Origin of the sequence: Micromonospora sp. WMMD1120 (assembly GCF_029626235.1) — a bacterium.
In the GTDB taxonomy this organism is placed as follows: Bacteria; Actinomycetota; Actinomycetes; order Mycobacteriales; family Micromonosporaceae; genus Micromonospora.
The window spans coordinates 3,557,548-3,581,058 of the sequence record NZ_JARUBO010000005.1; the positions used below are offsets into that span (position 1 = coordinate 3,557,548).

Annotated in this window: 24 protein-coding genes; 16 read left to right on the forward strand and 8 right to left on the reverse strand. The window is 73.5% G+C overall.

The genetic code is table 11. The features are described 5' to 3' along the window. Positions 1 to 2: 2 nt before the first annotated feature. Positions 3 to 317, reverse strand: a complete 315-nt coding sequence (locus tag O7634_RS16775; RefSeq protein WP_278151056.1) for an STAS domain-containing protein — start codon at positions 315 to 317, stop codon at positions 3 to 5. 95 nt (positions 318 to 412) lie between these two features. Here O7634_RS16775 and map point away from each other — a divergent pair, with 95 nt between their 5' ends. Then, positions 413 to 1,270 carry a type I methionyl aminopeptidase gene (gene map, locus O7634_RS16780; RefSeq protein WP_278151057.1) on the forward strand — a complete coding sequence of 286 codons (858 nt, stop codon included), beginning with the start codon at positions 413 to 415 and terminating at the stop codon, positions 1,268 to 1,270. Then, positions 1,267 to 1,980 (forward strand): VIT1/CCC1 transporter family protein, encoded by a 714-nt coding sequence (locus tag O7634_RS16785; protein ID WP_278151058.1) that lies wholly within the window; start codon positions 1,267 to 1,269, stop codon positions 1,978 to 1,980. Before map ends, O7634_RS16785 begins: the two co-directional genes overlap by 4 nt. A gap of 6 nt (positions 1,981 to 1,986) precedes the next feature. On the opposite strand, the gene O7634_RS16790 is transcribed toward O7634_RS16785, so the two are convergent. From O7634_RS16790 to O7634_RS16820, 7 genes are all read right to left on the reverse strand, one after another. Continuing rightward, complete coding sequence (locus tag O7634_RS16790; protein WP_278151059.1) at positions 1,987 to 2,715, reverse strand: nucleotidyltransferase domain-containing protein; 729 nt, start codon at positions 2,713 to 2,715, stop codon at positions 1,987 to 1,989. 176 nt (positions 2,716 to 2,891) lie between these two features. Then, a complete protein-coding gene (locus O7634_RS16795; protein ID WP_278151060.1) occupies positions 2,892 to 3,392 on the reverse strand; it encodes a nitroreductase family deazaflavin-dependent oxidoreductase in 501 nt (166 codons plus the stop codon). A 72-nt stretch (positions 3,393 to 3,464) separates the two neighbouring features. Next, positions 3,465 to 6,233, reverse strand: coding sequence for an ABC transporter permease (locus O7634_RS16800; RefSeq protein ID WP_278151061.1), 2,769 nt, complete (start codon positions 6,231 to 6,233; stop codon positions 3,465 to 3,467). Next, complete coding sequence (locus O7634_RS16805) at positions 6,230 to 6,964, reverse strand: ABC transporter ATP-binding protein (protein WP_278151062.1); 735 nt, start codon at positions 6,962 to 6,964, stop codon at positions 6,230 to 6,232. Before O7634_RS16805 ends, O7634_RS16800 begins: the two co-directional genes overlap by 4 nt. After that, on the reverse strand, positions 6,961 to 7,563 hold the full coding sequence (locus O7634_RS16810) for a PadR family transcriptional regulator (protein WP_278151063.1): 603 nt from the start codon (positions 7,561 to 7,563) through the stop codon (positions 6,961 to 6,963). The genes O7634_RS16805 and O7634_RS16810 overlap by 4 nt, the downstream gene beginning before the upstream one ends. A gap of 52 nt (positions 7,564 to 7,615) precedes the next feature. Next, on the reverse strand, positions 7,616 to 8,053 hold the full coding sequence (locus O7634_RS16815) for a ferritin-like domain-containing protein (protein ID WP_278151064.1): 438 nt from the start codon (positions 8,051 to 8,053) through the stop codon (positions 7,616 to 7,618). Continuing rightward, complete coding sequence (locus tag O7634_RS16820; protein WP_278151065.1) at positions 8,050 to 8,454, reverse strand: hypothetical protein; 405 nt, start codon at positions 8,452 to 8,454, stop codon at positions 8,050 to 8,052. Before O7634_RS16820 ends, O7634_RS16815 begins: the two co-directional genes overlap by 4 nt. Before the next feature lie 278 nt (positions 8,455 to 8,732). Here O7634_RS16820 and rimP point away from each other — a divergent pair, with 278 nt between their 5' ends. The 14 genes from rimP to O7634_RS16890 all read left to right on the forward strand — a co-directional run bounded on the left by rimP (position 8,733) and on the right by O7634_RS16890 (position 23,469). Then, on the forward strand, positions 8,733 to 9,425 hold the full coding sequence (gene rimP, locus O7634_RS16825) for a ribosome maturation factor RimP (protein WP_278151066.1): 693 nt from the start codon (positions 8,733 to 8,735) through the stop codon (positions 9,423 to 9,425). Beyond that, the gene (gene nusA, locus O7634_RS16830) at positions 9,422 to 10,465 is read left to right on the forward strand and encodes a transcription termination factor NusA (RefSeq protein ID WP_278151067.1); all 1,044 of its coding nucleotides are present in this window, start codon (positions 9,422 to 9,424) and stop codon (positions 10,463 to 10,465) included. Before rimP ends, nusA begins: the two co-directional genes overlap by 4 nt. A gap of 16 nt (positions 10,466 to 10,481) precedes the next feature. Then, a complete protein-coding gene (locus O7634_RS16835; protein ID WP_278151068.1) occupies positions 10,482 to 10,814 on the forward strand; it encodes a YlxR family protein in 333 nt (110 codons plus the stop codon). Positions 10,815 to 10,907: 93 nt separating this feature from the next. Further along, a complete protein-coding gene (gene infB / locus O7634_RS16840; protein ID WP_278151069.1) occupies positions 10,908 to 13,919 on the forward strand; it encodes a translation initiation factor IF-2 in 3,012 nt (1,003 codons plus the stop codon). A 90-nt stretch (positions 13,920 to 14,009) separates the two neighbouring features. Then, positions 14,010 to 14,306 carry a DUF503 domain-containing protein gene (locus O7634_RS16845; protein ID WP_278151070.1) on the forward strand — a complete coding sequence of 99 codons (297 nt, stop codon included), beginning with the start codon at positions 14,010 to 14,012 and terminating at the stop codon, positions 14,304 to 14,306. Between the two features lie 126 nt (positions 14,307 to 14,432). Continuing rightward, a complete protein-coding gene (gene rbfA / locus O7634_RS16850; protein WP_278151071.1) occupies positions 14,433 to 14,927 on the forward strand; it encodes a 30S ribosome-binding factor RbfA in 495 nt (164 codons plus the stop codon). After that, positions 14,924 to 15,973 (forward strand): bifunctional oligoribonuclease/PAP phosphatase NrnA, encoded by a 1,050-nt coding sequence (locus tag O7634_RS16855; RefSeq protein WP_278151072.1) that lies wholly within the window; start codon positions 14,924 to 14,926, stop codon positions 15,971 to 15,973. Before rbfA ends, O7634_RS16855 begins: the two co-directional genes overlap by 4 nt. A gap of 98 nt (positions 15,974 to 16,071) precedes the next feature. Further along, on the forward strand, positions 16,072 to 16,479 hold the full coding sequence (locus O7634_RS16860; RefSeq protein ID WP_278151073.1) for a hypothetical protein: 408 nt from the start codon (positions 16,072 to 16,074) through the stop codon (positions 16,477 to 16,479). Then, on the forward strand, positions 16,479 to 16,688 hold the full coding sequence (locus O7634_RS16865) for a DUF6186 family protein (protein ID WP_278153989.1): 210 nt from the start codon (positions 16,479 to 16,481) through the stop codon (positions 16,686 to 16,688). The genes O7634_RS16860 and O7634_RS16865 overlap by 1 nt, the downstream gene beginning before the upstream one ends. A 429-nt stretch (positions 16,689 to 17,117) precedes the next feature. Next, positions 17,118 to 18,443 (forward strand): MATE family efflux transporter, encoded by a 1,326-nt coding sequence (locus tag O7634_RS16870; protein WP_278151074.1) that lies wholly within the window; start codon positions 17,118 to 17,120, stop codon positions 18,441 to 18,443. A gap of 76 nt (positions 18,444 to 18,519) precedes the next feature. Beyond that, positions 18,520 to 19,404 carry a tRNA pseudouridine(55) synthase TruB gene (gene truB, locus O7634_RS16875; protein ID WP_278151075.1) on the forward strand — a complete coding sequence of 295 codons (885 nt, stop codon included), beginning with the start codon at positions 18,520 to 18,522 and terminating at the stop codon, positions 19,402 to 19,404. A 75-nt stretch (positions 19,405 to 19,479) separates the two neighbouring features. Then, positions 19,480 to 20,409, forward strand: a complete 930-nt coding sequence (locus tag O7634_RS16880; RefSeq protein ID WP_278151076.1) for a bifunctional riboflavin kinase/FAD synthetase — start codon at positions 19,480 to 19,482, stop codon at positions 20,407 to 20,409. A gap of 187 nt (positions 20,410 to 20,596) precedes the next feature. Further along, the gene (gene rpsO / locus O7634_RS16885) at positions 20,597 to 20,866 is read left to right on the forward strand and encodes a 30S ribosomal protein S15 (RefSeq protein ID WP_278137994.1); all 270 of its coding nucleotides are present in this window, start codon (positions 20,597 to 20,599) and stop codon (positions 20,864 to 20,866) included. A 227-nt stretch (positions 20,867 to 21,093) separates the two neighbouring features. After that, positions 21,094 to 23,469, forward strand: coding sequence for a polyribonucleotide nucleotidyltransferase (locus tag O7634_RS16890; RefSeq protein WP_278151077.1), 2,376 nt, complete (start codon positions 21,094 to 21,096; stop codon positions 23,467 to 23,469). Positions 23,470 to 23,511: the final 42 nt, after the last annotated feature.

The following is a 23,511-nucleotide window of genomic DNA, read 5'->3' on the forward strand; positions in this document are numbered from 1 at the left end:
TGTCAGGTCGGGCTGAGCCAGCTCTGCTCGCCGAGGCCGGAGATCTCCAGCACCCGGCGGACCTGCCGGGACGGGCGCACGGTGAGCGCGCCGGAGAACTCCTGGGCGAGCCGGACCAGGGCGTGGATGGCGGCCGAGTCGAAGAAGGTGACCGCGCGCAGGTCGAGGGTCATCCGCCCGGCGGGCTCGCGTAGCGCCGTCTGGAGCATCGTGTCAGCGGTCGCCATGTCGACCTCACCGGCCACCACCACCTGGAGGTGATCCCCGTCGATCCGCGCGCTCGCGGAGAAGACGGGCGGTGCTCCCCCTTGATCCACGCAGACACCATGGCACAGCCACCGGGGCGGGGCAACAACCTCCTCCGGCCGGCCGTGGCGCGGGTCACCGACGGTCCCGGCGATAGGCTTGGAGCATGACCGTCCGTCCGCCGCTGACACCAGGCACGCTCTCCCCGACGCGACCGGTGCCGTCCCACATCGCCCGACCGGAGTACGTGGGCAAGAAGCGCCCGCAGGAGTGGCGTGGCTCGCACGTGCAGACGCCGGAGACCATCGAGAAGATGCGGCTCGCGAGCCGGCTCGCCGCCCAGGCGACCCAGCTCGCCGGTGAGCACTGCAAGCCCGGCGTGACCACCGACGAGATCGACAAGGTGGTGCACGAGTTCCTGTGTGACAACGGGGCGTACCCGTCGACGCTCGGCTACCGGGGCTTCCCGAAGTCCTGCTGCACCAGCCTCAACGAGGTCATTTGCCACGGCATCCCGGACTCGACGGTGCTGCACGACGGCGACATCATCAACGTCGACGTGACCGCGTACATCGGTGGGGTGCACGGTGACACCGATGCCACCTTCTGCGTCGGCGAGGTCAGCGAGGAGGCCCGGCTGCTGGTCGAGCGGACCCACGAGGCGATGATGCGGGGCATCCGCGCGGTCGCCCCGGGCCGACAGATCAACGTGGTGGGGCGCGTCATCGAGTCGTACGCCAAGCGGTTCGGCTACGGCGTGGTACGCGACTTCACCGGGCACGGCATCGGCGAGTCCTTCCACAGCGGCCTCTACGTGCCGCACTACGACAGCCCTCGCCCCACCGACGTCATGGAGCCGGGAATGACGTTCACCATCGAGCCGATGATCACGCTCGGCACCTACCAGTACGACATGTGGGACGACGGGTGGACGGTCGTCACCAAGGACCGGAAGTGGACGGCGCAGTTCGAGCACACCATCGTGGTGACCGAGGACGGTCACGAGATCCTCACCCTTCCATGACGGACACCCCGGCGGCGCTGCGTGAGGCGCACCACGCGGACGTCAGCGGTGGCTGGCTGCGTCCCGCCGTCTTCGGCGCGATGGACGGCCTGGTCACCAACATCGCCCTGATCGCGGGCGTCGGTGGCGGCGGGGTGTCGCCGCACAACATCGTGCTCACCGGTGCCGCCGGTCTGGTCGCCGGCGCCATCTCGATGGGACTCGGCGAGTACACCAGCGTGCGCTCCGCCAACGAGCAGGTCGCCGCCGAGGTGGCCAAGGAACGGCGGGAGCTGGAACGGCACCCCGAGGCGGAGGCCCGCGAGCTGGCCGACGCCTGGGTGGCCCGGGGCCTGCCGCGGGATCTCGCCACCCAGGTCGCCGAGGCGGTCCGGCGCGACCCCGAGGAGGCGCTGCGGGTGCACGTCCGCGAGGAGCTGGGCGTCGACCCCGACGACCAGCCCAGCCCGTGGGCGGCCGCGATCTCGTCGTTCCTGTGCTTCTCGGTCGGCGCGCTGATCCCGCTGCTGCCCTACCTGTTCGGCGCCACCGCGTTGTGGCTGGCCCTCGCCGTCGGCGGGCTGGGGCTGTTCGGCGCCGGCGCGGTGGTGGCCCGCTTCACCAAGCGGCCCTGGTGGACGAGCGGCCTGCGCCAACTGCTGCTCGGCGCGGCGGCAGCCGCCGCCACCTACCTGATCGGCTCGCTGATCGGCGTGTCGGGCGGGCTGTGACCCGGTTCAGGCGGTGAGCAGATCGTCGATCGTGCCGTCGACGGCGCGACCCCGAGCGGCCAACTCGTCCGCCTGGCGGCCCAGCACCACACCCACCTCGGTCATGTCCGCGCCGGCCAGGCCGGTCCGCCGCACCGCGTCCCCCGGGTCCCGGAAGTAGGTGCGGGTCAGCAGCCCGGTGACCGTGGCCGCCGCCAGCCGGGCCTCGCCGAGCATCAGCAACGCCTGGTCCGTCTCGTACCACTCGGCGAGGCGGGCGGCCCGGGCGTGCGCCGCGCTACCCCTGTACCACGCCTGCCGGGCCGCCGCGCTGAACTCCGCCGGCCGGGCTCGGGCCAGCCGCCCCAGGTGCTCGTCGCGCAGCGTCCGCAACCAACCTGTCGGGTCGTGCAGCGCCTGCGTGGTGACGTACCGGTCCGCTGTCAACGGCCAGAGCGGGGAGAGCACCCGGGCCTGCGCCAGATAGTCCTCGGCGGCGGCCACCGTCAGGTCGACGAGCACCCCGTCCACCCGCCGGGTCGCCGGCGGCGGGCCGGTCCCCGGCCGGTAGGTGACCACGAGCATCCCCGCCTCGCCGTCCCCACCGCCGTCGTCGTCGCCGTGCGCCAGGGGGCCGTGCACCGCCACCGCGAGCACGTCGGCGGGGAAGCGCCGCCGGATCGCCTCGGCCACCCGCTCCGCGACCGTCCACCGCCGATCGTCGAGGCCCCGGTCCACACCGACCAGCTCGCTCACGGAACCACGGCTGTTCGCGGCTGCGGGGCTCGCAAACCCGGCTCACTCCTCGCGCTCACGGGAACCACGGCTGTTCGCGACTGCGGGGCTCGCAAACCCGGCTCACTCCTCGCGCTCACGGGACCTTCCCCCTCCGCTACCGAGCGTCAGCCACCGATCCCTCACCGCGGGTCAGCCTAGCCAGCCGGCGGCGGTTCGGCCGCCGCGCCGCGCCCGGTCGGTACCAGCCGGAAGATGTGGATGTCCCGGCCGCCGGCCCGCCGCACGTACGTGCGGTACGCGGGCCAGGCGTCGACCAGCAACTGCCACAGCCGGTCCCGTTCGACGCCGGACGCCAGCTCGGCCCGCACCGGAACGCGCCGGCCCTTCACGTCCACCTCCGCGCTGGGCTCGGCGAGGAGGTTCATCGCCCAGCCGGGGTGGTGGGTCTGCCCCCAGTTGGAGCCGATCACCACGTAGGCGTCGCCGTCGGGCACGTACAGCAGCGGGTTGCTGCGGGGCTTGCCGGAGCGGCGACCGGTCGTGGTGATCACCAGGGACGGCAGCAGCCCGAGTGCCACCACCCGGCCCCGGGTGAGCCGACCGATCACCCGGTCGGCGGGCACCAGCAGCCGGGCGGCGGCCCCGAACCAGCGGTGGTGACCGACTCGGCGGGTGAGGTTTGCCAGCGCTGACACGCTGATCAGTCTGCCGGCTGCCCGGCCCCGGCGGCACCCCCGGACGGCTCCGGGTTGTCCGCCGGGCCGAGGTCAGTCCAGCCGTCGTTCGATCGGCAGCCGGGCGCGGGTGAACAGGCCCGCCCCGAGCATCGCCACCATCGGCACCAGCACCAGCACACCGAGCGCGGGCCACGGGACCCGGATCGGGTACGGGTCGGGCACCGGCCAGTCGCTCGCGTACTGCCTGTTGACCGAGAACAGCACGATCGCGGCGGTGCCGAGCCCGGCCACGATGCCGAGCGCCGACCCCAGACCGGCGATGACCCCGGCCTGGCAGATCGCCAGTAGCCGGCGCATGGCCGGCGCCGCGCCGACCGCCGCCAGAGTGGTCAGCTCGACGCGCCCCTCGGCGGCGGCGAGCGCGGTGGCGATGCCCGCCGCCCCCACCGTGATCAGCCCCGCCGCCGCCGCGAGCAGCAGGAGCAGGGGGGAGACGTCGCTGTGCGCCTCGCCGTGCTCCACGTCGAGCGTGAACGTCCCGAACGAGCGCAGGGCGGCGGTGAACCGTGCCTGCCGTTCCTCCGTCGGCGGGGTCGAGGCACCGATCAGCCAGCCGGCCGGAGACCAGTTCAGGCCGAGTTGCCGGGCCGCGTCGGTGGACAGCAGCAGGCGGGAGTGGCCGACGGCCCGGGGCAGCGCGTACCCCGGCAGGTCGCGGGTGGCGGCCGCCCGGCCCGGTTCCGCGTCCGCCTCGTCGACCCGTACGGTCACCAGACCGTCGTGCAGGTAGCGCGGATCGGTCACCACGACGCCGCCGGCGCGCAGCACCGCCGCGGCCGCGGCGACCTCCGCCGGGTCCGCGCCGGTGAGCAGCGGCAGCGCCGTGCCGTCGTCCACCCCGGGCTGGACGTACCCGCCCGGGTAGTCCGACTCGACGACCCGGCAGCGTGGGTCGGCGCGGGCCTGCCGACGCTGCTGCGCGGACAGGTGGTCGCCGGGCTGCCAGGGACAGGCGCGGCCCGCCGGGACCACGGGCCTGACCTCGCAGTACGCGGCGTCCCGCGCGCAGCCGGGCGCGTACACGACGGCGACCGCGTCGGTGCCCAACTGCTCCCGCGCGGCGTCGGTGACCTCGGCCAGCGTGGGCTGCCCGTCCGGCCGGTGCGCGTAGACCATCAGGTGGCCGGTCGGCAGCGCGGGCCGGTAGCCACCCGCGTCCCGGGCGCCGTCACTGGCCAGGTACCCGCCCAGCGCCACGCTGCTGGCGACGGCGGCCATCACCGCGCAGATGGCCGGCGCCGCGGCGGCCCGGTTACGGCTGGCGTCGCGCAGCGCGATCCGGGGCGCCAGCGGCAGCACCCGCCCGAGGCGGGCGAGCGCCCCGATCAACGTGGGCGTGCAGCACACCAGACCCAACTCGCCGAGGATCAGGCCGGTGAGGATCACCGCCGGGGAGGTCCGGGTGGCCCCGAACGCCGCCAGTCCCGCGCCGCCGGCCGCCAACGCCAGCCCGACCAGCAGCCAGCGGACCCGGGACGTCGGTGGGGTGCGTCGGCCGGCGAGCCCGGCGCTGACGTCCTGCCGGGCGGCCGTCCAGGCCGGCGCCAGCGCGGCGAGCACCCCGGCGAGCACCGCGACCCCACCGAGCAGCACCAGCGCCGCCGGCCAGCAGCGGTAGCCGCCGAAGCGGGCGCCGAAGACGTACTCCTCCATCAGCGGACGACCGGCGAACGCCGCGCCGACGCCGACCAGCAGGCCGGCGGCGGCGCCCAGCACGCCCAGCACCACGCCGTCGGCCAGCACGACCCGGCGTAACTGGGCGGCGTCCCCGCCGGCCACCGCGACCAGCGCCAGATCCCGCCGTCGCCGACGGACGCCGACGGCGAAGGCCGGCCCGACCAGCAGGACGACCTCGAGCAGCCCCAGACCGGCGATGAGTACGCCGGTGCTCAGGTCGTTGGCCCCGCTGTAGCCGACCAACCCGAACCACGTCCGGTTGCCGCCGGCCCGGTCGTCGGGATGGCGTGCGGCGACCACCACCCCCCGCGCGTTGAGCCGGGACACCAGCGCGGCGTCGACCGCCCCGGGTACGTCTGCCAGCCAGACGCTGCCCGGCTGCGGGCCGGTCGGTGGAACGGCCCCGGGGTGCAACGCCACCACCGAACCCAGATCGTCGGGGAACTCGACCACCCCCACCACCGGGTACGCCGCGCTCCCGTCGGTGAGGGTCACCGCCTGACCGAGACGCAGGTCCAGGCGGCGCAGCAGCGCCGGACTCACCGCCACCTCGCCGGGCTGCTGCGGGGCCCGGCCGGCCCGGAACCGCACCAGCCCCCGGGCCAGCGGGTCGTTGAGGTCCAGTACCCGACCTTCCACGCGCACGTCCCGGTCCGGACCGCGGAGCGTCAGCGGGACGTGTGGGCGTACCTCGGTGACCCGGCTGCCCGGCCCCAGCAGGGCGGTTATCTGGGCCGCGGTGACCCGCGCCGGAGGGGCGCCGCCCTGCGTGTACCAGCCCTCACCCCACTCGTCCTGGCCCACCGGGCCGGTGGAGAGCCACTGCAACTCGGCGTCGGCCACGCCGAGTCGGCGGTCGACCCGTTCCCCCGGGGTCAGCTCGGCCATGTCGTAGCTCGCCGCCAGAAACGCCAGCGCCGCCACCGGAAGGGCGATCATCGCGAGCACCAGGCCGGTCCGGCGCGGGGACCGGCGGGACTCCCGCCGGGCGATCCGCAGCGCCGCCCGCCAGGAGCCGATCAATTCGGCGAACCGCCGCCGCCGCAACGCGGCCGGTGTGGCGACCGACCCCGCGCCGGCGCTCTCGACCTCGCGGGACCGCGTGGTACGGGGGGTGGTCACCTGTCGCTGCCGGACAGCAACTGCTCGACGCTGCCCAGCGGAGCGGTCGTGTCGACCAGGACGCCGTCGCGGAGGAACACCACCCGATCGGCCCAGCCCGCGTGCCGTGCCTCGTGGGTGACCAGCACCCCGGCGGCCCCCGCGTCGATCCGACGACGCAGCAGGTGCAGGATCGCCTCGCCGGTCTGCGAGTCCAGGGCGCCGGTCGGCTCGTCGGCGAGGACCAGCCGGCGCTCGCCGACGAGCGCCCGGGCGATGGCGACCCGCTGCTGCTGCCCACCGGAGAGCTGGTCGGGGAAGCGGTCACCCAGTCCGGGCAGACCCACCTCGGTCAGCGCGGCCCTGGCCAGGGCTCGGGCGCGGCGTCCGCTGGTGCCGTCGAGCTCCAACGGGAGCGCCACGTTCTCCAGCGCGCTGAGGCTGCCCAGCAGATTGAGCTGCTGAAAGATGTAACCGATGCGGCGGCGTCGCAACTGGGCCAGCCCGCGGCGGTCCAGAGCCGCCAACGGTTGCCCCTCGACCCGCACCTCGCCGCGGGACGGGCGGTCCAGCCCACCGGCGAGGGCCAGCAACGTCGACTTACCCGAGCCGGACGGCCCCATCACGGCCACCAGCTCGCCGGGCCGGACGACCAGGCTGACCCCGCGCAGCGCGTGCACCGCGGCCGGTCCGGCCCCGTGCGTGCGGTGGACGGCGCGGAGATCCAGCACCGCGTCGTCCGACCCGCTCACCGCCGTGCCGCCTCGCCGGCCCAGCGTGCCGCCGCAGCCGCGTCGGCGTCGCCGGGTCGGGGAGCCGGTGGCGTAGGGCCGGTGGGCTGCTGCCGGACCAGGCTGGTCTCGCAGTGGTCCAGCCAGCGCACCTCCGCCTCGGCCTGGAACACCATCGAGTCCAGCACGAGGCGCCAGGGAAGGTCCTCCGGCCGGTTGCTGCCGTACTTCAACCGGGTCAGCTCCTGCAGGGTCCGCATCGTCGCGCTGCGCTGGGCCTGCACCACCGAGCGGACGTCCACCCCGGGGGTGGTCAGGGCCAGCGCGAGTTTGATCGCCAGCTCGTCCCGGGGCCGGTCGGTACGGCTGATCGGGGTGGCGAACCACAGCGCCAGGTCCGCCCGTCCGGCGTCGGTGATCTCGTACGGGCGCTGGCCGGCCTCGCTCTCCGGCAACGGGCGCACCAGCCCGTCCCGCTCCAGCCGGGACAGCGTGGTGTAGACCTGCCCGATGTTCAGCGGCCAGGTCGAACCGGTCGACTCCTCGAACGCGGCGCGAAGCTGGTAGCCGTACATCTGGCCGCGTTCGAGCAGGGCGAGCAACCCGTGACGGATGGACATGGAAACGGAGTATGCATACCTGGTATGCGCGCCGCAACCGGAGCGGACCGGTTCAGGCCGGTCGGCCGGGAAACGGCACTGTGAGCGGGGTCTGACCAGCGGTCCTGCGCCACCGGGTGGCCCGTACGGCGTACTCGACCAGGGCGGCGAGCGCCTGGTCGCGGTCGGCGCCGGTGGTGGACGCCAGGGCGGCCCGCCAGTGCGCGGCGGTGCGTTCCTCCACCTCGGCGGCGAGCCGCAGGGCGCTGGCCCGGTCGGTGACCGGGAACGGCAGCGCGTACCCGGCGCGGTCCGCCGGTACGACGCCGCCGGCCGCGCTGAGCTGCACCACCAGCGCGTCGCGCCGGCGTCGGTGCGTGGCCTCGGCCTGGCGCGCCGCGTCCCGGGCCGCCCCGGTGAGCCGCACTCCGATGCGCCCGTAGGCGTAGATCGCGGCGTACTCGGCGGAGAGGGCGGAGGCCAGGGCCTCGCCGGCGGACGGCTGTCTCACTTCAGTGCCTCCTGGTGGGTGGCCCGGGCGGCGACGATCGACCCGAGCAGTGCCGCCCGCTCCGCGGGCGCCGCGGCGCAGGCGGCGGTGGCGGAGCGCTGGGCGGTCTTCTCCAGCGCGCGCAGGGCGGCGAGCGCCGCGGCCGGGTCGGTCGCCGGCGCGCTGGTCGGCGTGGCGGGGGGCGCGGACGGCACCGCGACGCCGAGCACCCGCGCCAGCTCGGCGGCGTGCGCGCTGTGCGCCTCGGCGATCGGGTTGAGGCGGTCGGCGAGTTCGGGATGGGCGGACGCGGCCGCCCGGTGCGCGGCGACCAGCGCGAGTGACTCGTCCACCATCGGTCGCAGCGGGTCCGGAGGCGGCGTCGGTTCGTCGTCGCGGTCGAAAAGATCACAGCCGGTCATCGACGCGACGGCGCCTCCGACCGCCAGCAGCGCCCCGACGCGCAGGAGCTTTCGCCGAGAATGCCCGGATGCCTGGTCGCACTCTGTCGTTCTGCCGATCCCCACCGGCCAAGTCAACACCATGCGCGCCGGTCCGGTGGCCACCGGCGTCGGTGCGCCGCCCGGCCCACGGCCGGGCAGGCGCGTTACGCTCTGCGCAGCCACCGGCGTGTCCACTCCGGTGGCGTACCGGCATGGCGGGACGACGGGTCGCCGTCGACCAGGGAGAGGGTGCGGAGATGACGCAGCGTGGCCGTGCCACCAGGCCGACGGGTCGACCCCGCGTTGCCGCGGGTCCCCGCGGCGGTGACCTCGCCGCGCGGCGCGCCCGGTTGCGGGACGTGATCGAGCCGGTCGTCACCGACGCCGGCTACGACCTGGAGGACCTCTCGGTCTCCCGGGCCGGCCGCCGGCACGTGGTGCGGGTGCTGGTGGACGCCGACGGCGGGATCGACCTGGACGCCGTCGCCGACGTCTCCCGCGCGGTCTCGGCCGCGCTGGACGCCGCTGAGGAGACCGGCGGCGACATCGTCGCCGGCGAGTACCAGCTGGAGGTCAGCTCGCCCGGGGTGGACCGCCCGCTCACCCTGCCCCGGCACTGGCGGCGCAACGTGGGTCGGCTGGTCAAGGTCACCGTCCGGGGGGCCACGGCGTTGCCCGGCCAGCGGGGCGAGCAGCCCGCCGGCGACCGGCAGCTGACCGCCCGGGTGGTCGCCGCCGACGACGCGGGCGTGCGGCTGGAGACCGACGACGGTCGGGCCGCCTGGGCGTACGACCAGCTGGGCCCCGGTCGCGTGCAGGTCGAGTTCACCCGGCTCGCCGAGCTGGGTGAGCCGGACGACGAGGTCGAGGACGCGGACGATTCCGACGAGTTCGACGATGCAGACGACATCGACGACGATGATGACGATGTGGAGGACGAGGAGAGGTGAACATCGACCTCGCGGCGCTGCGCGCACTCGAGCGCGAGCGGGAGATCCCGTTCGACACGATTCTCGCGGCGATCGAGACCGCGTTGCTGACCGCCTACCGGCACACCGACGGGGCCGAGCCGCACGCCCGGGTGGAGATCGACCGTAAGTCCGGCGCGGCCCTGGTGTACGCGCAGGAGATGGACGCCGAGGGCACCCTCGTGCGCGAGTGGGACGACACCCCGCACGACTTCGGCCGGATCGCCGCCATGACCGCCAAGCAGGTGATCCTCCAGCGGCTGCGGGAGGCCACCGACGAGGTGCACTTCGGCGAGTACGTCGGGCGCGAGGGCGACCTGGTCACCGGCGTGGTGCAGGCGCACGAGACGCGTACCGAGAAGGGCATCGTCAGCGTCGACCTGGGCAAGCTGGAGGGCGTGCTGCCGCAGTCCGAGCAGGTGCCCGGCGAGCGCTACGCGCACGGCGAGCGGGTCCGCTGCGTCGTGGTGCACGTCGCCAAGGGCATGCGCGGGCCGCAGATCACCCTGTCCCGGACGCACCCGGCGTTGGTCAAGAAGCTGTTCGCGCTCGAGGTTCCGGAGATCGCCGACGGCACCGTGGAGATCAGCGCGATCGCCCGTGAGGCAGGTCACCGCACCAAGATCGCCGTACGCTCCACCACCCCCGGGGTCAACGCCAAGGGCGCCTGCATCGGCCCGATGGGTCAGCGGGTGCGGGCGGTGATGAGCGAGCTGCACGGCGAAAAGATCGACATTATTGACTGGTCGGACGACCCGGCCACCTTCGTCGGCAACGCGTTGTCGCCGGCGAAGGCGCTCCGGGTCGAGGTGGTCGACCTGGCCGGTCGAGCCGCCCGGGTGACGGTTCCCGACTTCCAGTTGTCGCTGGCGATCGGTCGGGAGGGGCAGAATGCCCGACTCGCTGCCCGATTGACCGGTTGGCGGATCGACATCCGTTCCGACGCGGAGCAGACCGCCCCGGCCGCGCGGGGGGCGACTGATCACGTGCGGGAACCGGGCGGCGCGATCTCGGGCAGCTAGGGGTAGACTTCTTCCAGTGGTACGACGCGCGCAGCCGGAGCGCACCTGTGTGGGTTGCCGGCAACGTGCGCCGGCCAGCGAATTGCTGCGGATCGTCGCGGTCACGGACGGGGCTGGTCACAGTCTCCGGCCTGACCCGCTCCGCAGGTTGCCGGGTCGGGGAGCGAACATGCACCCGGATCCGGCCTGCTTCGCGCTGGCGGTGCGGCGCCGCGCCTTCGGGCGTGCGCTGCGCAGCACCGAGGTCCTCGACCACGGTGTGCTGGCGAAGCACGTCGATGCGCCAACCACTACGTCCGGTCAACCCGACCGGGCGAGGGTCGCTAGCAGGGTAGGACGACCGACATGAGCACACGATGAAGTCCCTGAAATGACCAGGCTTCAAGTGCACGAGTGAGGTCGCTGCGGGTGCTGCCCGCACGACCTCGGAGTGAGGAGTGCAGTGGCAGGCAAGGCCCGCGTACACGAGCTTGCGAAAGAGCTCGGGGTCGAGAGTAAGACCGTTCTCGCCAAGTTGAAGGAAATGGGCGAGTTCGTGAAGTCCGCGTCCAGCACCGTCGAGGCGCCCGTCGCCCGACGGCTGCGTAACGCATTCGTCGCATCCGCCGGCGCCCCGGCTCCGGCTGCCCCGTCGGCGCCCGCGTCGACGCCGGCTTCACCTCCGACCCCGACGCCGCCCCCGACCCCGGGCGCTCCCCGGGTCTCGGCCAAGCCGATGCCGCCCCGGCGGCCGGCCGCGCCGGTGCCCGGTCCGAAGCCAAAGGGTCCGGTGCCCGGTGCGCCGCAGTCGGCGGCTCCGGTCGCCAAGCCGGCGAGTGCCCACGACATCGAGGTGGCGGCCGCGGAGGCGCGTGCCGCCGCGTTGAAGGCTGAGCAGGAGGCCGCGGTCAAGGCCGCGCAGGCCGCCCGTCAGCAGCAGCGGGAGAACCCCGTCCGCCGGGAGCCTCCGGCAGACGGCGGCAACCGCCCCGGCCCTCGGCCGGGTCCCGCCTCGATGCCGCCCCGTCCTGGTTCGCCGGCGGCGCGTCCGAGCGCGCCGACTCCCGGCCCGGGTGCCCGGCCGGGCGGTCGCCCGCCGGCGCGCGGCGCCGGTAACAACCCGTTCGGCATCCAGGGCGGTCAGCAGCAGCAGCGGCCCCCGGCCGCCGGTGCGGGTGGCCCCCGTCCCAACAGCCCGGCGGGTATGCCGCCGCGGCCCAGCCCGAACTCGATGCCGCCGCGGCCCAGCCCGGCGTCCATGCCGAGCCAGCGTCCGGCTGCCGGTCGCCCCGGCCCGGGTGGCGCCGGTCGTCCCGGTGGCGGCGCTGGTCGCCCCGGTGGCGGCGGCTTCCGTGGCGGTCCCGGCGGTGGCGGTGGCGGCGGCGGTTACCGCGGCGGCCCCGGCGGTGGCGCGGGTGCCGGCGGTGGCGGTGGCTACCGTGGCGGTCCCGGCGGCGGTGGCGGCGCCCCCGGTGGCGGTTTCCGTCCGGGTGCCCCGGGTGGCGGTGGCGGTCGTCCGGGTGCCGGTGGTCGTGGCCGTGGCGGCGGCGCCGCGGGTGCCTTCGGGCGTCCGGGTGGCCGGCCGACGCGCGGTCGCAAGTCCAAGAAGCAGCGCAGACAGGAGTTCGACAACCTGTCGGCTCCGACCATGAGCTCGGGTGCTCCCCGGGGTCAGGGTCAGGTCGTCCGGCTCTCCCGTGGCGCCTCGCTGTCGGACTTCGCCGACAAGATCAACGCCAACCCGGGTTCGCTGGTCCAGGAGATGTTCAACCTGGGCGAGATGGTCACCGCGACCCAGTCCTGCTCGGACGACACCCTGCAGTTGCTGGGTGAGCACCTGGGCTTCGACGTCCAGATCGTCAGCCCGGAGGACGAGGACCGCGAGCTGCTCGCGCAGTTCAACATCGACCTCGATGCCGAGGTGGCCGAGGAGCGCCTGGTCAGCCGTGCGCCGGTGGTGACCGTCATGGGTCACGTCGACCACGGTAAGACCAAGCTGCTCGACGCGATCCGCAAGGCGAACGTCGTCGCCGGTGAGGCCGGTGGCATCACCCAGCACATCGGTGCCTACCAGGTGCACGTTCCGCACGAGGGTGTGGACCGCGCGGTGACCTTCATCGACACCCCCGGTCACGAGGCGTTCACCGCCATGCGTGCCCGTGGTGCCCAGGTGACGGACATCGTGATCCTGGTGGTCGCGGCCGACGACGGCGTCATGCCGCAGACCATCGAGGCGTTGAACCACGCCAAGGCGGCCGACGTGCCGATCGTGGTCGCGGTCAACAAGGTCGACAAGCCGGACGCCAACCCGGACAAGGTCCGCCAGCAGTTGACCGAGTACGGCCTGGTCGCCGAGGAGTACGGCGGCGAGACCATGTTCGTCAACGTGGCCGCCAAGCCGGGCATCGGCATCGAGGAGCTGCTCGAGGCCGTCCTGCTGACCGCCGACGCGTCGCTGGAGCTGACCGCTCCGATCGACGGGCCGGCGCAGGGTGTGGCCATCGAGGCGCACCTCGACAAGGGCCGCGGTGCGGTGGCGACGGTGCTGGTGCAGAAGGGCACCCTGCGGGCGGGCGACTCGATCGTCGCCGGTGGGGCGCACGGCCGGGTCCGGGCCATGCTCGACGAGAACGGCAACCAGGTCTCGGAGGCTGGGCCGGCGCGTCCGGTCATGGTGCTGGGTCTGACCGCGCCGCCCGGTGCGGGTGACACCTTCCTCGCCGCGGCGGACGACCGCACGGTGCGGCAGATCGCCGAGCAGCGGCAGGCGCGGCGGCGGGCGGCGGCGTTCGCCAACTCCCGTGGTCGGGCCACCCTCGAGACGCTCATGGAGCAGCTCAAGGAGGGCGAGAAGACCTCGCTCAACCTCATCCTCAAGGGCGATGTCTCCGGTTCGGTGGAGGCCCTGGAGGACGCGCTGTTCAACCTCGACATCCCCGAGGAGGTCCAGCTCAAGGTCCTCGACCGGGGCGTCGGCGCGATCACCGAGAGCAACGTCATGCTCGCGAGCGCGTCGTCCGAGCCGGTCACGATCATCGGCTTCAACGTGCGGGCCTCCAACAAGGTCCGCGAGATGGCCGACCGCGAGGGCGTGGAGATCCGGTACTACACCGTCATCTACCAGGCCATCGAGGAGATCGAGGCAGCGCTCAAGGGCCTGCTCAAGCCGGAGTACGAGGAGGCCGAGCTGGGCACCGCGGAGATCCGCGACGTCTTCCGCTCGTCCAAGATCGGCAACATCTCCGGTTGCATCGTCCGGTCGGGCATCATCCGGCGCAACGCGAAGGCTCGCCTGCTCCGGGACGGGACGGTCGTGGCGGACAACCTCACGATCACCTCGCTCAAGCGGTTCAAGGACGACGCGACGGAGGTCCGCGAGGGCTTCGAGTGTGGTCTGACCCTGGGTGGTTACAACAACGTCCAGGTCGGCGACATCATCGAGACCTTCGAGATGCGGGAGAAGGCACGCGCCTGATCCGGCGGTGACACGCTGATCAAGGGGTTTACGCCGGCCGGCGTAAACCCCTTGATCATGCCGGGCGGGTTGGCGGTATCGTCCCTGGCGATGTTCACCGGAACCGCGCTCTTCGACCTGCTGCTGCCGGGCGACTCCCGGTCGCTCAAAGCCAAGAGATCATATGTACGGCCGATCGTCGCGGCGCTGCGCCGCTTCGAGGTGTCGGCCGCCGAGGTGGGAGCGCTCGACCTGCACGGTCGAGCGGAGATCGCGGTGGCCGTGGTGGCCGCCGAGGCGGCGCACGTCCGCGAGGTGCTCGACTCCTGTGAGCGCCTGGTGGCCGGCCGCCCCGAGGTCGAGCTGCTGTCGGTCCGCCGCCGGCTGCACGGCGTGGACGACGACTGACCACGGTGCCGGCTGTGCCCGGCGACCGGTGCGGCCGCGAAGGTAGTGTTCGAGATGTTGGCCGGTCGACCGGCGGCCTGTGGGTCGCCGGGCCGATCGGGAGCGGGACGCCGTGGAGGTGGCGAGATGTCTGATCCGGCCAAGGTACGCCGGCACGCGGAACGGGTGCGCGAGCTTGTCGCGTCGGTGGTGCGGAGCCAGATCAAGGACCCGCGGCTCGGGATGATCACCATCACCGACGCCCGGATCACCGCCGACCTGCGCGACGCGACCGTCTTCTACACGGTGCTCGGCGACTCGGTTGCCCAGGCGGACACCGCGGCGGCGCTGGAGAGCGCCAAGGGAATGCTGCGCAGCACCGTCGGCAAGGCCCTCGGGCTACGCCACTCGCCGACCCTGACGTTCGTCCTCGACGACGTGCAGGATCAGGTCAAGCACATCGATGACCTGCTCGCCGCCGCCCGCAACGCCGACGCCGAGGTGCAGCGGCTCGCCGCCCAGGCGAAGTACGCGGGCGACGCCCAGCCGTACCGGGTGGACGAGGACGAGGCCGACGACACCGACGAGGCCGACGTCGCCACCGACGTCACTGACACCCCGCGGGGTGGGGAAACGCGGTGACCAGCACCGCCAGCGTCCCCCTCGCCGGGGCGGGCCCGGTCGAGGCGGACTGGGCCGCGGCCGAGGCGTTGCTGCGGGCCCTTCCGTCGACCGGCCGGGTGCTGCTCGTCTGTCACGTCAACCCGGACGGCGACGCGCTCGGCAGCATGCTCGGCTTCGGTCTGGGCCTGCGGCAGTTCGGCCTGTCTGACGTGCGGGCGACCTTCCCCGGCCCGCCGGAGGTGCCCGAGCCGTTCCGTGGGCTACCCGGGCTGGAGCTGCTGGTCCCGGCGGACGCCGCGGACCCGGCGCCGGACCTGGTGATCTGCTTCGACGCGGCGAGCGAGTCGCGCCTCGGCGAGCTGGCCGGCCGGTTGTCCACGGCGGGCGCGGCGCTGGTGCTCGACCACCATGCCTCCAATCCGGGCTTCGGCACCGTCAACCTTGTCGATCCGGGGGCGGCGGCGACGTCTGTGGTGGCCGAGCAGTTGCTGACCCGGCTCGGGGTCGTGGCGGACGCGGCGATTGCCGAGTGCCTCTACGTGGCGCTCACCACCGACACCGGCTCGTTCCGGTTCGAGGCGACCACCCCGGCGGTGCACCAGATGGCCGCCCGGCTGTTGGCGACCGGCATCTCTCCCGGTGACATCTCCCGGCGGGTCTTCGACACGCGGCCCTTCGGCGCGGTCCGTCTGTTCGGCGCGGTGCTCGGCCGGGCCCGGCTGGAGCCGAAGGCCGCCAGCGGACGGGGGCTGGTCTGGACCTTCGCCACGCTCGACGACCTGGCCGAGCACGATCAGCGGCCGTACGTGCTGGAGGCGCTCATCGACTCGGTGCGCTGCACCGCCGAGGCCGATGTGGCCTGTGTGCTGAAGCAGAGCGCGCCCACCGAGTGGGCGGTGTCGATGCGCAGCAAGGGCGCGGTGGACGTCAGCCGGGTGGCGGTGGCGCTGGGTGGCGGTGGTCACCGGTTCGCGGCGGGCTTCACCGGTCGGGGCGCCGTCGAACGGGTGGTCGACTCGATCCGTGCGCAGTTGGACGCCGCGCTGATCCGTTCCGACCGCTGAGCCGGCGGCGTTCACCACCACCGGTCGGCCGGGAATCAGGGACAGCTCCGGGGAGTGTTGGTCTTTCCGCGCTCCGTGAGACCGGGAAGAATTACGGGATGGAGCAGCCGCACGACCTCACCGTGGAGGCCCCCCGTGCCTGGGACCGGCCCGCGGTCTCCGTTCCCGTTCTCGTCTGCCTGTCGCTCGTCGGCGGCCGGTTCGCGTCCTTCTCCACCGAGGCGAATCTGTTCACCGTCGGCACCGGCGGCGTGCTGATCTGGCTCGGTCTGAGCAACCGGGTGCCTCGCCGCCCCGCGCCACGCCGGTTGGGCTCGGGCGCGGTCTGGTGGGCGGTGCCGGTGGTGGTCTTCGGGGTCTTCGAGGGCGCGACGTTCGTGCTGGCGGCCGGCGACGACTTCCCCACCTTCTCGCGGCTGGCCGACCCGCTCTTGGAAGATCAACTGACCCGATCGGCGGCATGGTTCGCCTGGTTGGCCGCCTTCTGGGGGCTGGTGCGGCGATGATGCGAGCGCTCGCGATCGGCGGTTTCCTCACCGCGCTGGTCCTCTTCGCGGCCGTCGAGTGGGTGGCTCGCCGGGAAGGGTCGCGCGTGCCGACCCTGGGCGAGGTCTGCGCGTACGTGATGCGTTACGAGGTCGGCTCGGTTCCGGTGGGCCGGATCGGTCTGTTCGGGTTCTGGTGGTGGCTGGGCTGGCATTTCCTGGCCCGCTGAGCCGGGCTCCCGACTGTCCAGATGGCGGGAACCCTAAGCAGTATGTGGACCTGAACGATAATTTGGGAGATGGCCGGCGCCGGGTAGCGGCGCAGGTCACGGGCGGTGGCGCCACACCCCGTGCTGCCTCCCTTCAGGGTCGGACCGACCCGGGCTCACGCTGCCCAGTCGGCTGCTCCGGTAACCCCGGACCGCCGTGGGGCGCTCAGCACGACCGCCCGTGAGGGCCGCCGCGCGACGGCGGTCCGCGCCCTGGAAGGAGCGCCACCATGCCGCAGAAGTCCAAGCCCGAGCCCACCACCGACGACGCCCGCGAGCAGGCCCGCCGCGCGCTGCAGACGTCGATGGACACCCGCCAGTGAGCTGACCCTCCCGTAAGCACTCGGTGGGATTGCGATCCTTACCGCGCGCGTGCCAGGATCGGCGGCGATGTCGCAGACCGCCGCCGCCGCAGACCGGTCCGTCTCTCCCCGGCGGATCGCCAGCCTCGCCCTGCCGGCCCTCGTCGTGCTCGCCGCCGAGCCGCTCTACGTGCTGGTCGACACGGCGGTGGTCGGTCACCTCGGCCGGGTGCCGCTCGCCGCGCTCGCCGTCGCCGGCACGGTGATGACGCTCACCGCCTGGGTGGGCACCGTCGTCGCGTACGGCACCACCGGGCGCGCCGCCCGCCGCTTCGGGGCGGGTGACCGGGCTGCCGCGGTGGCCGAAGGAGTCCAGTCGTCCTGGTTGGCCCTCGGCGTCGGCCTGCTGATCGCCGTCGGCATGCAGATCGGCGGGGGCGCGCTCGCGCGTACCCTCGCCGGTGGTGGTGGCGACGTGGCCGACGCCGCCGCACAGTGGCTGCGGATCGCGGCCCTCGGCGCCCCCGGCCTGCTCCTCGCCGCCGCCGGCAACGGCTGGCTGCGCGGTGTGCAGGACACCCGCCGCCCGCTGTACTTCGTGCTCGGCCCCAACCTGCTCAGCGCGGTCCTCTGCCCGCTGCTGGTCTATCCCGCCGGGCTGGGCCTGGCCGGCTCGGCGGTGGCGAACGTCATCGCGCAGACGCTCTGCGGGGTGCTCTTTGCCGCGGCCCTGGTCGCCGAGCGGGTGTCGCTGCGGCCGCAACCCGGCGTGATCCGCCAGCAACTGGTGCTCAGCCGGGACCTGCTCATCCGTGGGCTGGCGTTCCAGGCCAGCTTCCTGTCCGCGACGGCCGTCGCCGCCCGGTTCGGCGCCGCCGCCGTGGGCGCCCACCAGATCGCCCTGCAACTCTGGTTCTTCACCGCGCTGGTGCTCGACGCGCTGGCCATCGCCGCCCAGTCGCTGGTGGGCGCGGCGCTCGGTGCCGGCGACGACGCGGGCGCGCGGGCGCTCGCCCGCCGGATCGGGCTGCTCGGCGGCATCTGCGGCGTGGCCTTCGCGCTCGTCGTCGCCGCCGGCGCCGGCATCGTCCCGTCGTGGTTCAGCTCCGATTCCGAGGTACGCGCGCAGGCCATGGTGGCCTGGCCGTGGTTCGTCGCCATGCTGCCGCTGGCGGGTGTGGTCTTCGCCCTCGACGGGGTGCTGATCGGGGCCGGCGACGTGCGGTACCTGCGCAACCTCACCGTCGTCGCGGTCCTCGGCGGGTTCCTGCCGGCGATCTGGCTGACGTACTGGCTCGACCTCGGGCTCGGTGGCATCTGGGCCGGGCTCACTCTGTTCGTGGTGATCCGCCTCGCCGCCCTGCTGCTGCGCCTGCGCGACGGCAGGTGGGCGGTGGTCGGCGCGGTCCGCTGAGGCCCGGCGGTCGCCACTGTCACGCCGGGCCGCCCAGGCGTCGCCGGGCGGGTGTCATCTGGCAGGCTTGGCCGACGTGAGCACCGATGGTCTGATCGTTGTCGACAAGCCCGGCGGCATGACGTCGCACGACGTGGTGGCCCGGATCCGCCGGCTGGCGAAGACCCGCCGGGTGGGGCACGGCGGCACCCTCGACCCGATGGCGACCGGCGTGCTGGTGATCGGTGTGGGTCGCGCCACCCGGCTGCTCACCTACGTCATCGGCGCGGGCAAGAGCTACACCGGCACCATCCGCCTCGGTCAGGCCACCGTCACGGACGACGCGGAGGGCGACGTGATCGCCACCACGCCCGCCGGTCAGGTCGACGACGAGGCGATCCGGTCCGCGCTGGCCGGGCTCAGCGGCGAGGTCGACCAGGTGCCGAGCGCGGTCAGCGCCATCAAGATCGACGGGCAGCGGGCGTACAAGCGGGTCCGCGAGGGGGAGAGCGTCGACCTGCCGGCGCGGCGGGTCACCATCTCCCGGCTGGAGGTGCTGGCGATCCGCCGCACCGAGCCGGACGTGGTGGACGTGGACGTGGACGTGACCTGCTCCTCCGGCACGTACATCAGGGCCGTCGCCCGGGACGCGGGCCTGGCCCTCGGTGTCGGCGGGCACCTGACGGCGTTGCGGCGTACCGCGGTGGGCGGTTTCACCATCGCCGAGGCCGCCACGCTCGACGAGCTGGAGCAGCGCGCCCCGAACGTGGTGAACCTGCCGCTGGACGCGGCGGCCGACCGGTTCTTCCCACGCCGGGAGGCCACCCCCGACGAGGCCCGGGTGCTCGCCCACGGCGGGCCGCTGGACCCGACCGGCCGCACCGGGCCGTACGCCGTCTTCGGGCCGGCCGGCGGCCTGATCGCTATCGTCAGCGAGCGGGACGGGCGGGCCCGCGCGGAGATCGTGCTCGCCCCGGCCTGACCGCGGGCGCAGGTCCGCCGGCCCGTAGCCGGCGGTGTCGACCCGCCGGCCGGCGGGCAGTAGGGGAGGAACGGCATGCAGCGGTGGCGGGGTTACGACGCGGCGCCCGGTGGGTGGGGGCGCGCGGTCGTCACCATCGGCGTCTTCGACGGCGTGCACAAGGGGCACCAGGCGACCATCGGGCACACCGTGGCCCGAGCCCGGGAGCTGGGCGTGCGGTCGGTGGTGGTCACCTTCGACCCGCACCCCGCCGAGGTGGTCCGCCCCGGTTCGCACCCGGCGGTGCTGACCGAGCCGGCCCGCAAGGCGGAGCTGATCGAGGCCCTGGGCGTGGACGTGCTCTGCGTGGTGCCGTTCACCCCGGAGTTCTCCCGGCTGCCGGCCGAGCAGTTCGTGCACGACGTCCTGGTCGAGCACCTGCACGCGGCGCTTGTGGTGGTGGGCGGCAACTTCCGCTTCGGTCACCGGGCCGCGGGCGACGTGGCCCTGTTGGAGCGGCTGGGCCGGACCTTCGGCTTCGGGGTCGAGGGCGCTCCGCTGGTCGCCGAGGACGGCACCGTCTTCTCCTCCACGTACATCCGCTCCTGCGTCGACGCGGGCGACGTGGGCGCGGCGGCCGCGGCGCTGGGCCGCCCGCACCGGCTGGAGGGCGTCGTGGTCCGGGGCGACCAACGGGGGCGGGAACTCGGCTTCCCGACCGCCAACCTGCTCTGCCACCGGTACGCGGCGGTGCCCGCCGACGGCGTGTACGCGGCCCGGATGATCCGCCGCGGGCAGCGTGAGCCCCTGCTGGCGGCCGTGTCCGTGGGCACCAACCCGACCTTCTCCGGCCGGGAGCGGCGGGTCGAGGCGTACGCGCTGGACTTCAGCGGCGACCTGTACGGCGAGCGGCTGGCCCTGGACTTCGTGGCGCACCTGCGCGGTCAGATCCGGTACGACTCGATCGAGCCGCTGATCGCCCAGATGAACCAGGACGTCGCCCGTACCCGGACCGCGCTGGCCTGATCGGCGGGCCCGGCGGCGGCCCTTGGCCGGGTGTTACCGGCGAGTGCTGGTAGTCTTGCCGGGACGTCGGGTGACCGGCGTGGGGCCTCGCGTGCCTGCTCGACGCCGCGGGTGCGAGGTACCGGTCCGTTCCCGGTCCATCAGGACGACGGACACCCACTGATCAACCCACCGAAACAGGGAGAACATGGCGCTCGACCAGGAAGCCAAGGCCAGCATCCGCGCGGAGTACGCGACCGCCGAGGGCGACACCGGTTCGCCGGAGGTCCAGGTCGCGGTCCTCACCAAGCGGATCGCCGAGCTGACCGAGCACCTGAAGGTGCACAAGCACGACCACCACAGCCGCCGTGGGCTGCTGCTGCTGGTCGGCCGTCGCCGTCGGCTGCTCAACTACGTCCAGAAGAAGGACATCAACCGCTACCGGTCGCTCATCGAGCGGCTCGGTCTGCGCCGGTGACGTGACGGGGGAGTGGCCGGACGGCCGCTCCCCCGTACCGCGTCCCACCTGAAACACACACGGGCCGCGCGACCACCCGAGAGGGAGCCGGTCAGCGTACCGGTCTCCGGTAGTGGCCCCCGGGAACCCCGGCATCCGCCGGTCACCCGGGCGCTTCGATCGAAGACCGGCCGGCTGAGCAGCTCCCCGATGTCGTGGGCCCACGACGCGAAGGAGCACGACAGCACATGACCGAGACCAAACTCGGCACCGAATCCCGCACCGCGGTGATCGACAACGGGTCGTTCGGCACCCGTGAGATCACCTTCTCCACCGGCCGGCTGGCCCGCCAGGCCGCCGGTTCCGTCATCGCCCAGCTGGGCGAGACGGTGGTCCTCTCCGCCACGACCGCCGGTAAGCACCCGAAGGAGCAGTTCGACTTCTTCCCGCTGACCGTCGACGTCGAGGAGCGGATGTACGCCGCGGGCCGCATCCCCGGCTCGTTCTTCCGCCGTGAGGGTCGGCCCAGCGAGGACGCGATCCTCACCTGCCGGCTGATCGACCGGCCGCTGCGCCCGTCCTTCGTGAAGGGCCTGCGCAACGAGGTCCAGGTCGTCGAGACCGTCCTCGCGCTCGACCCGCAGCACCCGTACGACGTCGTGGCGATCAACGCCGCCTCGATGTCGACCAAGCTCTCCGGCCTGCCGTTCTCCGGCCCGATCGGCGCGACCCGGGTCGCGCACATCGACGGCCAGTGGGTCGCCTTCCCGACCCTCGAGGAGCTGGCCCGCGCCACCTTCGACATGGTCGTCGCCGGTCGTACCCTCGAGGACGGCGAGGTCGCGATCATGATGGTCGAGGCCGAGGCCACCCCGAACGCCGTCACGCTGATCTCGGCCGGTGCCACCGCCCCGACCGAGGAGGTCGTCGCCAGCGGTCTGGAGGCCGCCAAGCCGGCCATCCGCGAGCTGTGCCGCGCGCAGAGCGAGCTGGCCGAGGTCGCCGCCAAGCCGGTCACCGAGTTCCCGGTCTTCCTGGACTACCAGGACGACGCCTACGACGCGGTGGCCGAGCTGGCCCGCGGCGAGGTCGCCGAGGCGCTCACCATCGCCGGCAAGGCCGACCGTGAGGAGGCCCTGGACCGGGTCAAGGCCCGGGTCGCCGAGGAGCTGGGCGCCCGCTTCGAGGGGCGCGAGAAGGAGCTGTCCGCGGCCTTCCGGTCGCTGACCAAGTCCGAGGTGCGCAACCGGGTCCTGCGGGAGCAGGTTCGCATCGACGGTCGTGGCCCGCGCGACATCCGGCCGCTGTCCGCCGAGGTGGGCGTGCTGCCCCGGGTGCACGGCTCGGCGCTGTTCGAGCGCGGCGAGACCCAGATCCTGGGTGTCACCACGCTGAACATGCTCCGCATGGAGCAGATGGTGGACACGCTGTCCCCGGAGAACCGCAAGCGCTACATGCACAACTACAACTTCCCGCCGTACTCGACCGGTGAGACCGGCCGGGTCGGTTCGCCGAAGCGTCGCGAGATCGGTCACGGCGCCCTCGCCGAGCGCGCGCTGATCCCGGTGCTCCCGTCGCGCGAGGAGTTCCCGTACGCCATCCGGCAGGTCTCCGAGGCGCTCGGCTCCAACGGCTCCACCTCGATGGGTTCGGTCTGCGCCTCGACGCTGGGCCTGCTCTCCGCCGGTGTGCCGCTGAAGGCGCCGGTCGCCGGCATCGCGATGGGCCTCATCTCCGACGAGGTCGACGGCAAGACCCAGTACGTGACGCTGACCGACATCCTCGGCGCCGAGGACGCGTTCGGTGACATGGACTTCAAGGTCGCCGGCACGCCGGAGTTCGTGACCGCGCTCCAGCTCGACACCAAGCTCAACGGCATCCCGTCGGACGTGCTGGCCGCCGCGCTGCAGCAGGCGAACGAGGCCCGGCAGGTCATCCTCGGGGTCATGAAGGCCGCGATCGAGGCGCCGGCCGAGATGTCGGACCACGCGCCGCGGGTCACCACCGTCAAGATCCCGGTGGACAAGATCGGCATGGTGATCGGCCCGAAGGGGCAGACCATCAACGCGATCCAGGACGAGACCGGCGCCGAGATCTCCATCGAGGACGACGGCACGATCTACGTCGGCGCCACCAACGGCCCGGCGGCCCAGGCGGCCGTCGACCGGATCAACGGGATCGCCAACCCGACCCTGCCGAAGCAGGGCGAGCGGTTCCTCGGCACCGTCGTCAAGACCGCGGCGTTCGGCGCGTTCATCTCGCTCCTGCCGGGCCGGGACGGTCTGCTGCACATCTCCAAGGTGGGCGACGGCAAGCGGGTCGAGCGCGTGGAGGACTTCCTCAACGTCGGTGACCGGGTCGAGGTCGAGATCGCGGACATCGACGCCCGCGGCAAGATCTACCTCGACAAGGTCCGCCCGGAGGGTGCCGAGGCGCCCGCCGCCGGCGAGGCCGCCGGTGGCGACCGGCCGGCCGGTCGGGACCGTGGCGACCGGGGTCCGCGTGACCGCGGTGACCGCGACCGTGGCGGGCGTGGCCCGGAGCGCGGTGACCGTGGCGAGGGTGGCGGCGGCGAGGGTGGCGAGGGCGGCGAGCGTCCGCGCCGCCGGACCCGGCACAGCTGATCGTCGTACCCCTGCATCACCCACCCCTCGTCGAACCGGGAG

What these genes read in the sequence shown, in the direction of transcription:
- map (WP_278151057.1), top strand. Translation starts at nt 413, where the DNA reads ATGACCGTCCGTCCGCCGCTGACACCAGGCACGCTCTCCCCGACGCGA.
- O7634_RS16785 (WP_278151058.1), top strand. Translation starts at nt 1,267, where the DNA reads ATGACGGACACCCCGGCGGCGCTGCGTGAGGCGCACCACGCGGACGTC.
- O7634_RS16810 (WP_278151063.1), bottom strand. Translation starts at nt 7,563, where the DNA reads ATGTCCATCCGTCACGGGTTGCTCGCCCTGCTCGAACGCGGCCAGATG.
- O7634_RS16820 (WP_278151065.1), bottom strand. Translation starts at nt 8,454, where the DNA reads ATGACCGGCTGTGATCTTTTCGACCGCGACGACGAACCGACGCCGCCT.
- rimP (WP_278151066.1), top strand. Translation starts at nt 8,733, where the DNA reads ATGACGCAGCGTGGCCGTGCCACCAGGCCGACGGGTCGACCCCGCGTT.
- O7634_RS16845 (WP_278151070.1), top strand. Translation starts at nt 14,010, where the DNA reads ATGTTCACCGGAACCGCGCTCTTCGACCTGCTGCTGCCGGGCGACTCC.
- rbfA (WP_278151071.1), top strand. Translation starts at nt 14,433, where the DNA reads ATGTCTGATCCGGCCAAGGTACGCCGGCACGCGGAACGGGTGCGCGAG.
- O7634_RS16860 (WP_278151073.1), top strand. Translation starts at nt 16,072, where the DNA reads ATGGAGCAGCCGCACGACCTCACCGTGGAGGCCCCCCGTGCCTGGGAC.
- O7634_RS16865 (WP_278153989.1), top strand. Translation starts at nt 16,479, where the DNA reads ATGCGAGCGCTCGCGATCGGCGGTTTCCTCACCGCGCTGGTCCTCTTC.
- O7634_RS16870 (WP_278151074.1), top strand. Translation starts at nt 17,118, where the DNA reads ATGTCGCAGACCGCCGCCGCCGCAGACCGGTCCGTCTCTCCCCGGCGG.
- O7634_RS16880 (WP_278151076.1), top strand. Translation starts at nt 19,480, where the DNA reads ATGCAGCGGTGGCGGGGTTACGACGCGGCGCCCGGTGGGTGGGGGCGC.
- rpsO (WP_278137994.1), top strand. Translation starts at nt 20,597, where the DNA reads ATGGCGCTCGACCAGGAAGCCAAGGCCAGCATCCGCGCGGAGTACGCG.
- O7634_RS16890 (WP_278151077.1), top strand. Translation starts at nt 21,094, where the DNA reads ATGACCGAGACCAAACTCGGCACCGAATCCCGCACCGCGGTGATCGAC.